Consider the following 16,858-nt stretch of genomic DNA (forward strand, 5'->3'; position numbering starts at 1 on the left):
AACGGAGCGCTCATCAGCACCGCCCTCTCAATCCGACACTGAAATGATGCCGGCCAGTCTACCGAGTCGGCGCCAAAGGTTTACGAAGCACTTTTTTCAGGCTGCTCCAACCCATTGTCGCTCAAGAGAAAAAATTTTCAGCGGGAATTGCTGACGATCAATGGCAGGTTCCAGCCGAGGGCAAGGCCCAATGGGTCAAGAGCAACGCCAAACGTGCCGGGGACGGGCCGTCACTGGAAGAGGCCGTCCAACGCCAGCTCGCGCTCGTCACTGCACTCAGCGGCCGTGGCGGCGTCTTCCGAGCCGACTGGCATTTCGCCACCGGACTCGGTCTGCCGCATCCGGTCGAGAACGGCCTGGCCTGGCATCACACCCTCGGGGTGCCCTACCTGGCCGGCAGCGCGGTCAAGGGATTGGTGCGCGCCTGGGTCGAGGTCTGGGACGACTCACTCGACGACGAGCAGCGTCAGCAACGGCTCGTAACCTGGTTCGGCAGTCTCGATCAGGCCGGCGCCTTCCTCTTCTTCGATGCCCTACCCATCGCACCGGTCAACCTGCGCGCCGATGTGATGACACCACACATGGGCAAGTGGTACGAGCAAGGCGGTGAGATCCAGGACTGGCGCCATGAGCCGGACAAGGTTCCCGCCGACTGGCATGCCCCGGTGCCGGTGCCCTTCCTAGTCGCCAGCAAGCCCCAACTGCTGTTCGGGATCGCACCGCGTCATCGGGATTGCCCCAAGGAGGAACTCGATGCTGTCTTCAAGGCGCTGAAACAGGCGCTGGACTGGCTCGGTGCTGGGTCCAAAACGGCGGTCGGCTATGGACAGATGCAAGAGGATGAATCCGGTACTCGCCAGTTGTACAAGGATCAAAAACAGCGCGAGCAGAAGCAAAGGGAGGCCGGTGAGACCAGGCGTCGAGAGGCTGAACGCCTGGCCGAGCGTGAACGGCTCGATCCGTTCGAGCGTTCATTGCTCGACTTGATCGACGCACGCCCAGACAAGAACCAGAGCGAAATCGTCTATCTGATCGGCCAAGTGAAGAGCGGTCGCTGGCAAGGCGTAGAGAAACAGCAAGTCGCACGTTGGCTGGAAAATCGGATGAAGGGGACGAAGGGACAATGGAAACCGCAATCCCAGGCCAAGAAACCCGAGAAGGATCGCGACTATCAGAACACTTTGCTCGTGCTGCAGTGGCTCAAGGGTTGATGAAAGCTTGCGTGCGTCTCTCCAGACGCAGCGAAACCCGAAACCCAGGGCTGTGCTCAACCGACCGGCAGGAACAATTTCAAGGGATCATCGAGAAATGGAAGGGCGCCATAGCGCCGATAGAACCCGGCGGCCTGGTCATCGATGGCATCAATGAAGAGTCCGACCACGCCCGCATGGGCGCGGATGGCATGGACGCGCTCGATCGCGTTCATCAACAACAGCTCTCCGAGACCCTTGGCCTGATGCTGACGATCTACGACCAAACGCCCGAGCCGGACGCCCGGAATGATGCGTGGCAACCGTTTGGAATGGCTTTCAGGCAAGACAGCGGTATCGACTTCGGTGAGCGTCAGGGCGTAATAGCCCAGGATCGCCGAGGGGGCCTGCTCCTGAACGGCCACAAAGGTCTTGGACAAGCCCTTGTTCTGATGTTGGCGCGCAACCTTGGCCAGCCAGTCATTGAGTTCGACCCGCCCGCAGTCGAAGGCGCGTCGGTCATGGCTGCCAGTCAAAGGCTGAATCAGCATCACGTTTCAGTCCTTGATAACGCGTCTGAGCGTCGGTGAGCGCCTGATTGGGTGGCGGTGGATTCTCCAGCAGTTCCAGCAAACGCTCGGCATCGCGGCGGGACAGTTGCAGCCGTTGCTCGCGCTCGATGACGGATCGGGCCTCTTTGAGCGCGGCCTGCACGAGGAATTGATTGAGCGTTGCCCCGGTGAGATCGGCCGCCTGATGCAGTGTGCGCAAGACCTCGGGCGGCACGCGCGCGCCAATGCGCGATTGTCGCTTTGGCTCGTGGGAAATCATGGGGAAGGACCCTGTTTGACCAGTATGGAGAGAACAATAGCACTGGCGCCAAAATGGCGCCACGACTCAGGCAAGCCTGTGAAGCCGATCGGTGTCTCGAAGCTCGCAAGCTTGCGAATCCTGACCGCAAAGCCAATCGCCTGTTCAATACGTCCAGCCACGGGGAGCACAGGTTCTCCCCAGGCCCCGGCCTCTGAGGAGACCGGCCGCCCATCACTCGATTGCAAGGAGACGCATCCATGCTGAACGTGCGCGATGTTATCAACGAGCACAACTGTCTGACCTCCGTGACCGCCGCCTACAACCCGATGCAGGGGCAGATCCCGCATCCCTACCTCGTCAAAGGGCAATACTTCGACGTCTCGCTCAACGGCAAGTCCAACGACAAGCACCATCTCTCTTTCGAACAGCTCGTCGAGCTGCTGGCGAATCCGTCGCTCCATCCTTCGGCGCGTGTGCGCTGCAAGCCCAACTGCGCGGGCACCAAGCCCAACGGGCGGCGCAAGCTCTCCGAACTCGACTGGTCGGCGCTGCGCGCGTGCCTGATCGAGGCGGGCGTGCTTAGCGCGAGCGGTTTGCTGCTTCGCGCGTCGCTCACGTCGGCATGAGCCTCTACTTCGTCACCCGCCATCCCGGCGCCCGCGACTGGGCGGGCGAGGAGGGCATTACGGTCGATCAGGTGCTCGAGCACCTCGATCCGGCGATCATCCAGCCGGGCGACACCCTGATCGGCTCGCTGCCAGTGAACCTGGCCGCGACGGTCTGCGCGCGCGGTGGTCGCTATCTGCACCTCTCGCTCGATTTGCCGCCCGCGCTGCGCGGGCAGGAATTGAGCGCCGAGCAGATGCGGGCCTGCGGGGCTCGGGTCGAGGAATACCAGGTGCGGCGCATGGGTTGATCGCAAGCTTGCGAAAACGCACACGCTTCGCCCATTCGGGTGTAATACCTTCCACGGATTCGAACGGGAGGAAATACGCATGTTCGGAGCAATGCGGGAACTGGCGTTACTGGAACTGAATCGCCGCTGCGGAGAAACCGCGCTTGGCTTGCCCGAGATCCGGGCGCGACATGGCGAGCAACTTGCCCTACTTCTCGTCGAGGCCGCTGAGAAAGTTGCGCGCGTCTATCTGCTACAAGCCGTTGCGGATCAACCGGGCATGGTCAAGATGTGGGTCGAGGATCTCGATGAGGCCAAGCGCCTTCGACTGCCGTTCAACAAGCCTAGCGGCGCCCAGTCACCCGCCTTGGGTCCCGTCTTCAAGCGCACCAGCAAGCCGAAGGACAATCCGCCGTGCGGGCCAAGCCTGAAGATCCAGAACACCACGGCCAAGGAATTCAGCGCCCAGGCCAAGGCGGATGCCGTCTGGCGTGACTATTTTCGGGAAACCTGCGCGATCCTGTTCGAGGGGACCGCGTTGCGCTATGGCGATGCGGTCTATCCGATCGGCGAGGAAGCCGATCCGCACATCCTCGCCGCCGCCATCCGGCTGATTCCAGAAAAGGAAACCGTGTTTCTCAGCGTCGTGGATGCCGAGGGCCGCTGGCCGGGCGATCGGCCCGAGTATCAGACCTATCTGGCCCAGGCACTGGCATCGATCAAATACGTGACGGGTGAGGCGCGCGAGCACGGCCCCGCCGACTGTCCGCTCTGTGGTGTGCGCGGCGTCACCCTCTATCCCAATCTGCGCGGCACCGGGATCAACTTCGCCAACATGGACCGGGCCGGCGCCTTTCCTGGTCTGGAGACCGGCGATGCCTGGTGTCGACTCAACCGACTGGACGGTTCGATCATCAACGCCTCACGCAACCACCGGGAAATTCTCTTGAGGATCATCGGAGCGGTTGGTTCGATCTGGGGTACGGCCCTCGCCTATTGGATGAGGACGAGCAATCGCTCTGGTCCGTGGACACCGTAGGCGAGGGTCTGCTCGATATCGGCTGACTTGGACGGGCCCGAGATCAAGAGGGCATTGGTCGGCATGCCTTTGCACCAAGACTCCTGCACGATGAGTTCATGCAGGGTGGATCGGATCTGATCCCGTTCGATCAAGACGCAGTGGATTGGCGGGACGAGCGACAGCAGCCGGGGCTCGGCGGGTGTGGGCCAGAGCACCAAGGATCCGGTTTCCGCAATGCCGGCGACGCAGCTCGTGAATCCAGCATCGGCCTGATCGAACAGGGTCTCACGGGTTTCCTCGATCGGCCGATCGAGGGCCGCCAGCTGTGGGCCTGTCTCTGGCCAGCCTCTGGTCAGCCTTTGGCTGAGCGGCCCTTCCGGGCCGTAGTAGAGGTTGCGGGCGCCCGCTTGGGTCAGCTGCTCGGCCAGGAGGCATGGCCAGTCGTGACCGACGTGGTACACCTCGGCCCGGACGGCCTTCAGCATTAGTTCGAATTTTTCTACGGCCTCATCAAGCGACCAGGCGAAGCGTCTGACCTCAAGCTCGGGTGCCGGCACCTCACCTAGAGGATTTGTGCGCAGCCGCGCGAGCATCTGTTCCCTTGTGTTAGTCATTGCTCAGCCCCTCCTCGCGTGCCAAGTCGTGAAGGGAGCGTTTGGCGATGCGCGGTGCGGTGCGCGTGCGTGCCCAGGGTCCGACCGAGATCTTGGCGAGCCATCCGAGACTGGTCACTAAACCCATGAAGCGCTCATAGCGTGCTGGACTCGCGTAGATCCAGGCCCAAAGTCGCCAGAGGTGCCGCTCCATCCAGGCCCCAGCGCCGGCGTCCTTGCGCCCGGCTTGTGCCTGCTCGAATCGCAGTCGATTCAAGAGCTGTGGGATGGGAATGCGGACCGGGCAGACGGCCGCGCAGGCGCCGCAAAGTGTGGATGCCTGCGCGAGTTCGCCCTGACGTGCCAAGCCTTGGAGCTGGGGCTCCAAGATCGCGCCGATCGGGCCGGGGTAGACGGTGCCGTAGCCATGTCCGCCGATGCGGACATAGACGGGGCAGTGGTTCATGCAGGCCGCGCAGCGAATGCAGCGCAAGGTGGCGCGCAGTTCGGGATCGGCGTGGATGCGCGAGCGGCCATTGTCGAGCAGGACCAGGTGAACCTCATGCGGGCCATCCAGCTCCTCTGGCTTGCGCGGGCCGCTGATCATGTTCACATAGGTCGTGATCGGCTGTCCGGTGGCGCTGCGTGTCAGCAGGGTGAGCAAGGGCGCCAGATGCTCGAGACGGGCGACGACCTTCTCGATGCCGGTGACGGCGATGTGGACGTCCGGCGCCGTGGTGCTGAGACGGCCGTTGCCCTCGTTCTCGATCAGGCAGAGCGTGCCCGTCTCGGCGACCGCGAAATTGACACCGGAGAGTCCGATCTTGGTGGCCTTGAAGCGCTCCCGCATGACGCGCCGCGCCATTGCGGTGAGGCGCTCGATGTCCTCGCTATAGGGCTCATCCGGATAGTGCCGGTTGAAGAGCTCGGCGATCTCGCGTCTGTCCTTGTGCACGGCTGGGGCGACAATGTGGGAAGGGTGCTCCTGGGCAAGCTGGATGATGAGTTCGCCGAGGTCGGTCTCGATGGGCTCGACACCCTTTTCCTCCAGAAAGCGATTGAGTCCGATCTCTTCCGAGACCATGGACTTGCCCTTGATGATCGCCGTGCCGCCATGTCGGCGGATGATGTCGAGGATGATGCCGTTCGCTGCGTCGGCGTCTTGTGCCCAATGCACCCGGATGCCGTTGGCCGTGCAGTTTTGCTCGAGCTGCTCCAGCAGGGCAGGAAGCTTTGCGAGCGCATGGTCGCGAATCGCCTTGCCCTGGTCGCGCAGCCGCTCCAACTCCTCGGTGTCGGGAAAGGCGGCGCGCCGTTTATCGATGAGACCGTCCATGGCGCGCCGGATATTGGCGCGCACCCGATCTCGGCCGAGTGCTTGGGCCGCGCGGACCCGCAGCTCAGTCGTCATGTCAACCTCCCCGACATTTGTTGGCGACGCTTCGTTGAGGGGGATACGCAGGGACTGATCGGCAAAGACCACATCTAAGGCTGCTCGTTACAGGTGCCTTCCATGAGGTATCGGCCCGCGACCCAGCCTGTGACGCCCTGATACTCGACCTTGCACCAGCGTGGATGCGCTTTGAGCCGCGCGGTGCGCTGGGCGGCACTCAAGGTGCTGTATTCCTGAAAGGTCAGACCGCCGCGACAGCCGAGGTTGCGCACGCACTGCCCGTCTGGCGGGATCTCTCCGACCTTCTCTGCGCGCGCGCTCTGTCCGGCGCGCATGTTGAGGACATCCTGTGTCGCGACACCTGTGACGCCGAAGAAATCCGGGCCGTCCGCCTCGGCCAGCACCTGCGAAGCCGCGACCTGCAGCAGGAAACTCAGTGCGAGCAGTGGTGGACAACCGGTCAGTGCTCGCCGGGGTGATTGGTAGGAGCCTGGTTTCATGGTTACCTCGGCCCGAAGTCCTTCCGACCTATGGCTACATCAGGGCTGCCGCGCCTCCTATGAGGTAGGCAAGTGTCCACCAATTGTTGCCCGATGCGAGCGATGTCGCCCGAAATCCCCCCTAGCCCCCCTTTGCGAAAGGGGGGAAGTTGTTGATGGACGCTTTCTAGGCGTCGACTCATGGCGGAGCTTCCCCCTCGTACTTGCCGAATGAGTCTGTGGGCAGAATCAGCAAAGACAGGAAGATCAGCAGATTGACACCGCTCGCGAGCGGGCTGCCGCCGATGATGGATGCAAAGACACCCAGCACGGCGATGGTCAGCAGGAGCCACCAGCCAGGAAGGCCGATGTCTCGAATGCGTTTTACTGCAATGTTGATCTGCGCTAGGGCGAGCGCGGTGAGCGCGACGCCGATGAGAAGGACGCCAATGACTCCCAGCTCGTCCCAGATCAGGGCTTGTAGATCTGGGATCTCCCCGTTCGCCATGCGCTCGGCTAAGCCGATCGATGTGCTGATGCCGAAGCCGATCAGGACGAAAAGGAGCATGACAAGCAGGTTGTAGCCGAGGTAGGGCAGACGTTTGAGTCGGCCAGTCATGATCTCACCATAGAGTGTCTTCAGCATGATGTCTCCTGATACAGCGCCGGGCACTTGGGTCTCGGGGCGCAGGCTGTCGCGGATTTGCGCGGATACCAACCGAGGGGAAGTTGAGTGTCCTGTCACACAAAGCAAGCATCATCTCCGATGGCGCGGCATGCTTCTAGCCTCTTGGCCGTCAGGGCAGCGCTTGAGGGCGTGATCAGGATTCCCTCTTGGTGGCACGTCACAGCTGGCGCGGCCGTCGCTTGCTCGGTCGGGAGAAGATTGACGCCCAGCCCTTGCTGATCGCGTTGGATGTGCGCGGAGATGCGATGGCTGTAATGGAGAGATTCTAGGCGATGCCGGGCGAAGTTCCTGGCGATCAAGACGTTCCCCGTCCCTGAGACCTGGTGCGCTTTGTCGGGCCGCCGGCGAATCCTTTGGTTGAAACTGGACTTTCGTCCTTGATGACAGGGATACTCAGGGGTCACATGCCCCTGTTTTGTCATGGATATGGCTCGAGTGATGGACGTGAACGAGCGTCGGCAGTTTGAATCCACCTTGACGGCGACGGCGAATTTCGTTGCTGCTCCGAACCGCGGGCGCTTCTGCGAGGCGGTCGTGCGTCATGCCGCCGAGACACTGGGGCTCGACCATGTCCATGTCGCCCAACTGATTCCGGGGCAACGCAGTGTCGCGACCCGGGCCGCCTGGCGCGATGGGCAGCCGGTCCCCAACTGGTCCTACGACCTCGCATTCACCCCCTGCGAACAGGTGCTGAGCACGGGCCATTGTATTATTGAATCCGAGGTCGATGCTCAATACCCCAGGGACGAGGATTTGAAGCGGCTCGGCGCCAAGGGCTACATCGGCGAGCCCATCCTCGACTCGGCGGGCGAGGTGCTGGGCCTCATCGTCGGGATCACCCGCGCGCCGCTGACCGACACGGATCTGGTCCATGCCAACCTGCGCATCCTGGCCGCTCGTGCGGGCGCCGAGTTCGAGCAGCGCGAGGCCATGGACAAGCTCCGGCACGAGCGCGACACCATCCACAACATCCTGCAGACGGTGGAGGCCATCATCCTCGCCCTGGATGTCGAGGGCCGCATCACCTTGATCAACCGCAAGGGGCGCCAGTTGTTGGGCTATCAGGAAGCGGAATTGATCGGCGAGGACTGGTTCTCGACCTGCCTCCCCAGCGACATCGATGTGGCGGAAATTCGCAATATCCACCGCAAGATCATGATCGAGGACATGGCTGGCGCGGAATATCTCGAGAACCCGATCCGGACCCGCTCGGGCGAGGAGCGCCTGATTGCTTGGCACAACAACAGTATCCGAGATACCCAGGGGCGGGTGATCGGTAGCCTCAGCGCCGGCGAAGATATCACCGATCGTTGTTGGGCGGAACGCAAACTCGCCGATAGCGAGGTGCGCTATCGACTGGCCTTTCACACCAGCCCGGATTCGATCAACATCAATCGACTCGCTGACGGACGCTATTTGGATGTCAATGAGGGCTTCGAGCGCTTGACCGGCTGGAGCCGCGACGAGGTGATCGGCAAGAGAGCGCGCGACCTCGGGATCTGGCACGACCTAGCCGCTCGCAGGCGGCTCGTGGATGCGCTCGCGCGCCATGGCTACCGCGAAAATCTGGAGGCCCGTTTCCGCAGAAAGAACGGCGAGATCGCCACCGCGCTCATCTCGGCCCATCTGATCACACTGGATGGCGAGCCCTGCATTTTCTCCATCACCCGCGACATCACCGACAAGAAGCGGGCGGAAGAGGCCCTGCGCGACAGCGAGGCGCGAGCCAACAGTATCCTGCGCGCCGCGCCCGTGGGTATTGGTGTGGTGGTCAGGCGTCTCTTCATCGAGGTCAACGAGACCCTGCTGCGTATGACGGGCTACAGCCAAGAGGAGTTGATCGGCCAATCCTCACGCCTGCTCTATCCGTCTGACGCGGAATTCGAGTCCGTCGGGCACGAGAAATATGTCCAGATCCGAGAGCAGGGCATCGGAACCGTGGAAACCCGCTGGCAACGCAAGGATGGATCAGTGCTCAACGTCATCCTGTGTTCGTCGCCAATCGATCCCGCCGATCTCGACAAGGGCGTGACCTTCACGGCTCAGGACATTACTACGCGCAAGGAATCCGAGGAGCGGATCCGCAATCTTGCCTATTTCGATCCATTGACCGGCCTGCCCAACCGGCGCCTGCTGCTCGATCGGCTGGAGCACGCGCTGATCGCCAGTCATCGCAGCCGCCAGTACGGCGCCTTGATGATGCTCGATCTGGATCACTTCAAGACCATCAACGATACACAGGGCCACGATATCGGCGACCGCCTGCTGATCGAGGTCGCGCAACGCATGACGGCCAGTCTCCGCGAGGACGACACGGTCAGCCGCCTGGGAGGCGACGAATATGTCGTCATGCTGGAAAACCTGGGAACGAATGAGCAGACGGCGGCCAACGCGACCGAGATGGCCATGGAGAAGATACGTCTCGCCCTCAACGCCCCCCATGCGCTCACCTCCGCCGAGCCGGCCTATTACTGCACGCCCAGCATTGGTCTGACCCTCTTTCGCGGTCACGAGACCTCGATCGAGGTGCTGCTCAAGCAAGCGGACGTGGCGCTCTATCAGGCCAAGGACGCCGGACGCAACACGGCGCGATTCTTCAACCCGACCATGCAGAAGGCCATCGAGTCGCGCATGGCGCTAGAGAGCGCGCTGCGCCAAGCTCTGCTCAAGGGCGAATTGCAGCTCTTCTATCAGCCGCAGATCGACCAGCATGGCCACTGTTTCGGCGCCGAGGCCCTGTTGCGCTGGCGCCGACCGGACCGGGGCCTGGTGTCACCCATGGAGTTCATTCCGCTGGCCGAGGAGACCGGGCTCATCCTGCCGATCGGCCAATGGGTGATGGACACGGCCTGCGCTCAGCTCAAGGCGTGGGAGTCCGATGAGCGGACCCGCTCCCTGCGCATGGCGGTCAATGTCAGCGCGCGGCAATTCCATCAGCCCGATTTCGTCGCGCAGGTCCAGGCCAGCCTGGAGCGATCCGGGGCCAACCCGCGACGGCTCAAGCTGGAGCTGACCGAGAGCGTGGTCTTGGAGAATGCCGAGCAGGTCGTCAGCCGCATGAATCAGCTCAAGGCACTGGGGGTGAGCTTTTCGATGGATGACTTCGGTACCGGCTATTCCTCACTCTCCTATCTCAAGCTGCTGCCACTGGATCAGTTGAAGATCGACAAGTCGTTCGTGCGCGACATCGCCACGGATCCGAGCGACGCCGCCATCGTCCGGGCCATCCTCGCCATGAGCCAGTCATTGGGGCTGGAGGTCATCGCCGAGGGGGTGGAGACCGAGGAACAGCGGCGCTTCCTGTGCGAGAACGGCTGTCATGTCTTTCAGGGCTATCTGCTTGGGCGACCCAGGCCGATCGAGGAATGGGCTGCCTCAGCTGAGCAGAGAGAAGACGCGGGTCAAACGACGCCATGCGGATCACGGCTCTGACGGATGAGAGAGATCACCTTGGATGGCCGCAGCAGACGGCTGCCCCTTGTGCTTGGTCAGGGGCGTTGCTTGGATCTCGACACGGTTGCGGCCTTGCTCCTTGGCGCGATAGAGCGCCTCGTCCGCGTCGCGAATGAGCGCTTCGTGATCCTGCTCACCGGCCCTGTCGCATGCGACGCCGATGCTCAGGGTGATGACGCGGTGGGGCGAAACGGGATGCGGAATGCCAAGCTCGACCAATGCGCTCCGGATCTGCTCACCGATCCGGGCGGCGCCTGAGAGTTCGGTGCTGGGCAAGATGACCACGAACTCCTCGCCGCCATAGCGTGCGCAGAAATCACCGCCGCGCCTGAGGCATCCCTGCAGCAGCTCCGCGACCCTCTGCAGACAGACGTCGCCGGCTTGATGGCCGAAGGTATCGTTGTAGCCTTTGAAATAGTCGATGTCACAGATCAGGAGCGCGAGGGGCAAGTGCTCACGGCGCCCCCGGCGCATCTCATGCACCAGTTGCTCGATGAAGAAACGCCTGTTCGGGATTCTGGTTAGGGCGTCGAACACCGCTTGGCGCCGCAGTCCGTCATAGGCGCGGATGAGCAGCCGTCCCATGACGAGGATGAGCAGGGTGCCACAGAGGGCGATGCCGATATGACTGCCGATGAGCGCCCAGGAGTTTGGCGACGTCAGGCGCGGAAGCGTCACGCTGATGCCGCCGCGGATGTCGCCCTCGCGGTATCCCTGGTCGGCATGGCACTTCAGGCAAGGCTTCTCGGTGACCAGCGGCGCCATATAACGATAGCCCCATTGATCGTCGCCCCGAAAGACCTGACCGAACTCTTTGGTCCCACGCTCGAAGGCGCGCAAGGCATCGGCTTCCCAGGGTAGGGCGGCATTGCTGGGTCGGATGGGGTTGAGGCTGGTGATGTGGAACTGCGCCCCGGCGTTTTTCTGCGCCAGTTCGGAGAGCTGACGCGTCATGTAAGCCGGGTTGACCTTGGTCAGGGTCAAGTCGTTCGTGATCTGAATGTCGCGATCTGGGTCTTTCAGATAGGGATTCGGTTGCGTCTGCTCCGTAACCGGGACATAGACCCCGCCGTGCTCTGCGTTCCAGCGCCGGGTCAGAACCAGCAGTTGGAAGAAGGATCGGGCGGCCTCCAAGGCCAGGCGCTCACGATGACGTTCGGCCTGCTCGAGGTTCCAGCCTAGCGACGCAGCGACGATCAGCAGCCAGAGCGAGATGATCGAGATCAGCTTGAGGCTGACACTGGTCGCGCTCCCGGGTAGCGGGGAATTCTCGAGGATGCCTCTGTGGCCGGCATGGCCGTGAGGGCTGGGAGGAATCTGAGGGGGCATCGAATGGGGTGCGAATTGAGCACATCTCTTAAGTTGAACGACGACTTGAGTCCGTCCAATGCTTGAGAACTCCCTCCCTTTGCTTTCCCCGGACGGAAGAGACAATGCGAATTGACTGCCCTCGCTTGCCCACATTCTAACAGTGTGTTCCTTGGGCGCAATGGGTCTGCCGCTCAGGGCTTCAGGCGATTGCTGGAAAATCTCATCGCAGCTGGCGCCGGATCGAGCTTTGCCTTCAAGTGTCAACGGCGGGAGCGTCGCCGGGCTCTGTGACCGCCGGTGCGACACCGCAGGCGGGCCTCGAGACAAGTCAGCGCGGACGAGCTTTGGCAGCAATCGCCTCAGTGCGAGACGCTGCTCTCCTGCAGGAAGAGCGGTCAGTCCGGCCTGATGAGGTCGCTTGTTTCAGAAGCTGTCTCGAAAAACCTGTCCAAGGGGCGAATTCATTCGCCCAGCCGCAGGACCAAGGGCGATGATTTCCAAACAGCCTCTCAGGGGTCGTTGCCGATGGGCGGGTCTTGATTGAGTGGTTGTCTCTAAGTCTCCCGGCATGCTGGACGTCTGAAAGGCGTCGATGTCCTTGCTCCCGAACAGGCCATTACCAGCCGCGCAGGAGCAGGGGCTGGATGAAGGCTCCCGTGTGGGACCTCTGGTTGGCGGCGACCGTTTCGGGGGTGCCAATGGCGACGACCTCTCCGCCCTTGTCGCCGCCTTCGGGGCCGAGGTCGATGATCCAGTCGGCGGTCTTGATGACGTCGAGGTTGTGCTCGATGACGACCACGGTGTTTCCCTGGTCGCGGAAGCGGTGGAGGATGTCGAGCAGATGCTTGACGTCGTGGAAGTGCAGGCCTGTGGTTGGCTCGTCGAGGATGTATAGGGTCCGGCCGGTGTCGCGCTTGCTCAGCTCGCGGCTGAGCTTCACCCGCTGGGCCTCGCCGCCGGAGAGGGTGGTGGCGCTTTGACCGAGGGTGACGTAGGCGAGCCCGACGTCGACCAGGGTCTGGAGCTTGCGCTTGATTGCTGGTACGGGCGCGAAGAGTTCGAGGGCGTCTTCGACCGTGAGGTTGAGCACCTCGTCGATGGTCTTGCCCTTGTAACGGATCTCCAGCGTTTCGCGGTTGTAACGGCGGCCCTTGCAGGTGTCGCACTGGACATAGATGTCCGGCAGGAAGTGCATCTCTACTCGGATGAGTCCATCCCCCTTGCAGGCCTCGCAGCGTCCGCCCTTGACGTTGAAGCTGAAGCGCCCGGAGGTATAGCCGCGTGAGCGCGCCTCGGGCACGGCGGCGAAGAGGTCGCGCACCAGGTTGAAGAGTCCGGTGTAGGTGGCGGGATTGGATCTGGGCGTGCGGCCGATGGGGCTTTGGTCGATGTCGACGACCTTGTCGAAGTGCTCCAGCCCTTCGGCGCTGCCATGCGGGGCTGGCCGTAAGCTGGCCCCATTGAGATGGCGCGCCGCGATCGGGTAGAGGGTGTCGTTGATGAGCGTCGACTTGCCCGAGCCCGAGACGCCGGTGATGCAACAGAAGGTGCCGACCGGGATGGCGACATCGACGGCACGCAGGTTGTTGCCGCGCGCGCCGAGCAGGCGCAGCTGACGCTCTGGGTCGATGGGGGTGCGCGCAGCCGGGATCTCGATGCGCAGATCGCCCGAGAGGTAGCGTCCAGTGAGTGACTTGGGATTGCCCTTGACCTCCTCTGCGCTGCCTTGGGCGACGATTTCGCCGCCATGCACTCCGGCTCCTGGGCCGAGGTCGACCACGAGGTCGGCGGCGCGGATGGCTTCTTCGTCGTGCTCGACGACGATGACCGTGTTGCCAATGTCGCGCAGGTGGGTGAGCGTCTTGAGGAGGCGGGCGTTGTCGCGCTGATGCAGTCCGATGGATGGCTCGTCCAGGATGTACATGACGCCGACCAGGCCGGCACCGATCTGGCTCGCGAGCCGGATGCGCTGGGCCTCGCCGCCGGAGAGGGTGTCCGCGCTGCGCTCCAGCATGAGGTAGTCCAGTCCGACATCGACCAGGAAGCGCAGCCGGGTGGCGATCTCCTTGATGACCTTGGCGCCGATTTCGCCGCGCTTGCCGGGCAGCTCGAGCGCCTCGAAATAGCGCAGCGACTCGCCGACAGGCATGCGTGAGACGGACGGCAGATTGCAGTCCCCGACGAAGACGTTGCGCGCAGCCTCGTTCAGACGTGAGCCCTGGCAGGCGGGGCAGGGTTGGTGGGAGAGGTAACGCGCCAGCTCCTCGCGGACCGTCGTGGACTCGGTCTCGCGATAACGGCGCTCCATGTTGCGGATAATGCCCTCGAAGGGACGGGACTTGCCGCTGCCCTTCTCATGGGGCAGCTTCAGTTTGAGTTTCTCCTTGCCGCTGCCGTAGAGGACGACGGCGCGGACCTCCTCGGACAGCTCGCTCCAGGGGGTTTCGGGATCGAACCCGTAGTGCTGCCCGAGCGAGCGAATCATCTGGAAGTAGTAGGCGTTGCGCCGATCCCAACCGCGTACAGCGCCCCCAGCCAGGCTTAGCTCGGGATGCAGGACCACCTTGGCCTTGTCGAAGAACTGCTCGATGCCGAGTCCGTCGCAGGTGGGGCAGGCGCCGGCCGGGTTGTTGAAGGAGAAGATGCGCGGCTCGAGTTCCGGGATGCTGTGGCCGCACAGGGGGCAGGCGAACTTTGCCGAGAAGGTCAGCTCGGCCCGCTCGGGTTCGTCCATCCAGCCGATGCGGGCGATGCCGCCGGAGAGGTTGAGTGCGGTCTCGAAGGATTCGGCCAGACGCAATGCCAGGTCTTCGCGGACCCGGAAGCGGTCGATGACGATCTCGATGTCGTGCTTCTTCTTGAGATCCAGCTCCGGCGGGTCGTCCAGCTCGCACAGCACCCCGTCGATGCGCGCGCGGATGAAGCCTTGGGCGTTCAGCTCGGTGAGCAGGCGCTGATACTCGCCCTTGCGCGCCGAGACGACCGGGGCGAGCAGCATCAGCTTGTCGCCCTCTGGCTGATTCAGCACTTGGTCGACCATCTGGCTGATGGTCTGGGCCTCCAGCGGCTCGCCGTGGGTGGGGCAGCGCGGCTGGCCGACGCGGGCGAAGAGCAGGCGCAGGTAGTCGTAGATCTCGGTGATGGTGCCGACCGTCGAGCGCGGGTTGTGCGAGGTGGTCTTCTGCTCGATGGAAATGGCGGGGGACAGCCCCTCGATGTGGTCGACGTCCGGCTTCTCCATGACCGAGAGGAATTGCCGCGCGTAGGCTGAGAGCGATTCGACGTAGCGGCGCTGGCCCTCGGCATAGATGGTGTCGAAGGCCAGCGACGACTTGCCGGAGCCGGACAGGCCGGTGAAGACGATGAGTCGGTCGCGCGGCAGGTCGAGGTCGATGCCCTTGAGGTTGTGCGTGCGTGCGCCGCGGATGCGGATGGTGTCCATGGTGCTGCCGGGGTTGGGTGGCTCGGGGCGGGGTGGCGCTGGATCCAAGACGGGGCGGCATGGGATCTCGCCGTGCGGACCCTGCTGCAGCTCGAATCAAGCTGCTATTATGCGAATCTTCGCCTTCAAGACGCAAAGGCAGTCTGCCGTGAACCAGAAAGAGACTCCCGCTCCAGAGATTCCCCGCACTCCGCTGCTGCCCAGCGAGCGCCGCGCGGCGGCCGGGCTCGCCGCGATCTTTTCGACGCGCATGCTCGGTCTCTTCATGGTGCTGCCCGTCCTGGCCATTTACGCCCATGACCTGCCGGGGGCGACGCCGATCTTGGTCGGATTGGCCATTGGCGCCTACGGGCTGACCCAGGCCATCTTCCAGATCCCCTTGGGTCTGCTGTCGGACCGCATCGGGCGTAAGCCCGTCATCTATGGCGGTCTGGTGCTCTTTATGATCGGGAGCGGCGTGGCGGCCATGGCAGAGAGCATCCACTGGGTCATTCTCGGGCGCGTGATCCAGGGCAGCGGGGCCATCGCGGCGGCCATCATCGCCTTAACGGCGGACCTGACGCGCGACGAGGTGCGCACCAAGGGCATGGCGGCGATCGGGATCAGTGTTGCGCTCTCCTTCGCGGCGGCATTGGTCCTTGGGCCGGTCCTGTCGCGCTGGATCGGGATCTCGGGCATCTTCTGGCTGACCGCGCTCTTGGCCGTCGTCGGCATGTTGGTGCTCGCCTACGTGGTGCCGGATCCGGAGCACTCGCGCATCCATCGTGACGCGCAGCCGGTGCTGAGTCAGCTGTCCAGCGTGACCCGGAATCCGACCTTGCTGCGGTTGGATTCCGCGATCTTTATGCTGCATCTGATCATGGTCAGTCTCTTCGTCGTGCTGCCGCTCTCCATCCAGGACGCCGGGCTGCCGCTGGCCGATCACTGGGTGATCTATCTGCCGGCCGTGCTGCTGGCGATCGTCGCCATGGTGCCCTTCATCATCATGGCGGAGCGGCAGGGCAAGGTGCGTCAGGTGCTCATGGGCTCGGTCATCGCCTTGGGTCTCTCGATGCTCGGCTTCTTCGTGCTGAATCAGTCGCTCTGGGGCGTCGGCATCTTGCTGCTGGTGGTCTTCACCATCTTCAATTTGCTCGAGGCCGTCTTGCCTTCCCTCGTCTCCAAGGCCGCGGCGGCCGGCGCCAAGGGAACGGCCATGGGCGTGTTCTCGAGCGCGCAGTTCATTGGGGCCTTCTTGGGGGGGCTGCTGGGCGGCTGGGCGCATGAGAGCTTTGGCGCCGATGCCGTCTATCTGGTGGGCGCGCTGACATCCGTCGTTTGGGTGGGTCTGGTCATGACCATGGTCATGCCGGAGAACCTAGCGCGTCAGGTGATCGCTCTTGGGGACGCGTCCGAACTCGACGCCTCCAGCCTCGAGCAACGGCTGCTCGCCGTCCCCGGCGTCAAGGAGGCCGTGATCGCGCTCGATGACGGTGTGGCCTACCTCAAGGTGGACAGCCGGCAGCTCGATTGGGCAAGATTGCGGACCTTTTCTTCGGCCAATGCCTGACGCTGAGTCAGGGCGCGGCTAGGGGTTTTCA

Annotated in this window: 15 protein-coding genes; 6 read left to right on the forward strand and 9 right to left on the reverse strand. The window is 63.2% G+C overall.

Annotated elements, in window-relative coordinates:
* Positions 1–230: 230 nt before the first annotated feature.
* On the reverse strand, positions 231–368 hold the full coding sequence (locus G3480_RS28180) for a hypothetical protein (protein WP_240905532.1): 138 nt from the start codon (positions 366–368) through the stop codon (positions 231–233).
* Here G3480_RS28180 and cmr6 point away from each other — a divergent pair.
* Positions 357–1,211, forward strand: a complete 855-nt coding sequence (gene cmr6 / locus G3480_RS02165; protein WP_240905533.1) for a type III-B CRISPR module RAMP protein Cmr6 — start codon at positions 357–359, stop codon at positions 1,209–1,211. The two genes, G3480_RS28180 and cmr6, sit on opposite strands and share 12 nt — an antisense overlap.
* Before the next feature lie 56 nt (positions 1,212–1,267).
* Here the strand turns inward: cmr6 and G3480_RS02170 are convergent, their stop codons facing one another.
* Both G3480_RS02170 and G3480_RS02175 read right to left on the reverse strand, forming a co-directional pair.
* The gene (locus tag G3480_RS02170; RefSeq protein ID WP_164652030.1) at positions 1,268–1,741 is read right to left on the reverse strand and encodes a GNAT family N-acetyltransferase; all 474 of its coding nucleotides are present in this window, start codon (positions 1,739–1,741) and stop codon (positions 1,268–1,270) included.
* The gene (locus tag G3480_RS02175; protein WP_164652031.1) at positions 1,710–2,021 is read right to left on the reverse strand and encodes a type II toxin-antitoxin system TacA family antitoxin; all 312 of its coding nucleotides are present in this window, start codon (positions 2,019–2,021) and stop codon (positions 1,710–1,712) included. The genes G3480_RS02170 and G3480_RS02175 overlap by 32 nt, the downstream gene beginning before the upstream one ends.
* Positions 2,022–2,260: 239 nt before the next feature.
* On the opposite strand from G3480_RS02175, the gene G3480_RS02180 reads away from it, so the two are divergent.
* The 3 genes from G3480_RS02180 to G3480_RS02190 all read left to right on the forward strand — a co-directional run bounded on the left by G3480_RS02180 (position 2,261) and on the right by G3480_RS02190 (position 3,937).
* Entirely contained in the window at positions 2,261–2,629 is a 369-nt protein-coding gene (locus G3480_RS02180) for a hypothetical protein (RefSeq protein ID WP_164652032.1), read from the forward strand.
* Entirely contained in the window at positions 2,626–2,919 is a 294-nt protein-coding gene (gene csx16 / locus G3480_RS02185) for a CRISPR-associated protein Csx16 (protein ID WP_164652033.1), read from the forward strand. The genes G3480_RS02180 and csx16 overlap by 4 nt, the downstream gene beginning before the upstream one ends.
* 79 nt (positions 2,920–2,998) lie before the next feature.
* The gene (locus G3480_RS02190) at positions 2,999–3,937 is read left to right on the forward strand and encodes a hypothetical protein (protein WP_164652034.1); all 939 of its coding nucleotides are present in this window, start codon (positions 2,999–3,001) and stop codon (positions 3,935–3,937) included.
* Here G3480_RS02190 and G3480_RS02195 read toward each other — a convergent pair.
* From G3480_RS02195 to G3480_RS02210, 4 genes are all read right to left on the reverse strand, one after another.
* Positions 3,892–4,533 carry a LutC/YkgG family protein gene (locus G3480_RS02195; RefSeq protein WP_164652035.1) on the reverse strand — a complete coding sequence of 214 codons (642 nt, stop codon included), beginning with the start codon at positions 4,531–4,533 and terminating at the stop codon, positions 3,892–3,894. The two genes, G3480_RS02190 and G3480_RS02195, sit on opposite strands and share 46 nt — an antisense overlap.
* Positions 4,526–5,923: a LutB/LldF family L-lactate oxidation iron-sulfur protein gene (locus G3480_RS02200; protein WP_164652036.1), complete on the reverse strand. Its 1,398-nt coding sequence runs from the start codon at positions 5,921–5,923 to the stop codon at positions 4,526–4,528. The genes G3480_RS02195 and G3480_RS02200 overlap by 8 nt, the downstream gene beginning before the upstream one ends.
* Positions 5,924–5,997: 74 nt before the next feature.
* A complete protein-coding gene (locus G3480_RS02205; RefSeq protein WP_164652037.1) occupies positions 5,998–6,405 on the reverse strand; it encodes an SH3 domain-containing protein in 408 nt (135 codons plus the stop codon).
* A 178-nt stretch (positions 6,406–6,583) separates the two neighbouring features.
* Complete coding sequence (locus G3480_RS02210) at positions 6,584–7,030, reverse strand: DUF805 domain-containing protein (protein WP_164652038.1); 447 nt, start codon at positions 7,028–7,030, stop codon at positions 6,584–6,586.
* A gap of 480 nt (positions 7,031–7,510) precedes the next feature.
* On the opposite strand from G3480_RS02210, the gene G3480_RS02215 reads away from it, so the two are divergent.
* Entirely contained in the window at positions 7,511–10,504 is a 2,994-nt protein-coding gene (locus tag G3480_RS02215) for a bifunctional diguanylate cyclase/phosphodiesterase (protein ID WP_206171454.1), read from the forward strand.
* On the opposite strand, the gene G3480_RS02220 is transcribed toward G3480_RS02215, so the two are convergent.
* Both G3480_RS02220 and uvrA read right to left on the reverse strand, forming a co-directional pair.
* Positions 10,493–11,854, reverse strand: a complete 1,362-nt coding sequence (locus G3480_RS02220) for a sensor domain-containing diguanylate cyclase (protein ID WP_164652039.1) — start codon at positions 11,852–11,854, stop codon at positions 10,493–10,495. The genes G3480_RS02215 and G3480_RS02220 overlap by 12 nt on opposite strands.
* Before the next feature lie 598 nt (positions 11,855–12,452).
* A complete protein-coding gene (uvrA, locus tag G3480_RS02225; RefSeq protein ID WP_164652040.1) occupies positions 12,453–15,278 on the reverse strand; it encodes an excinuclease ABC subunit UvrA in 2,826 nt (941 codons plus the stop codon).
* Between the two features lie 109 nt (positions 15,279–15,387).
* Between uvrA and G3480_RS02230 the strand changes: the two genes are divergently transcribed.
* On the forward strand, positions 15,388–16,827 hold the full coding sequence (locus tag G3480_RS02230) for an MFS transporter (RefSeq protein WP_164652041.1): 1,440 nt from the start codon (positions 15,388–15,390) through the stop codon (positions 16,825–16,827).
* Positions 16,828–16,858: the final 31 nt, after the last annotated feature.

It is taken from the genome of Thiorhodococcus mannitoliphagus (genome assembly GCF_010915725.1).
Lineage (GTDB): Bacteria > Pseudomonadota > Gammaproteobacteria > Chromatiales > Chromatiaceae > Thiorhodococcus > Thiorhodococcus mannitoliphagus.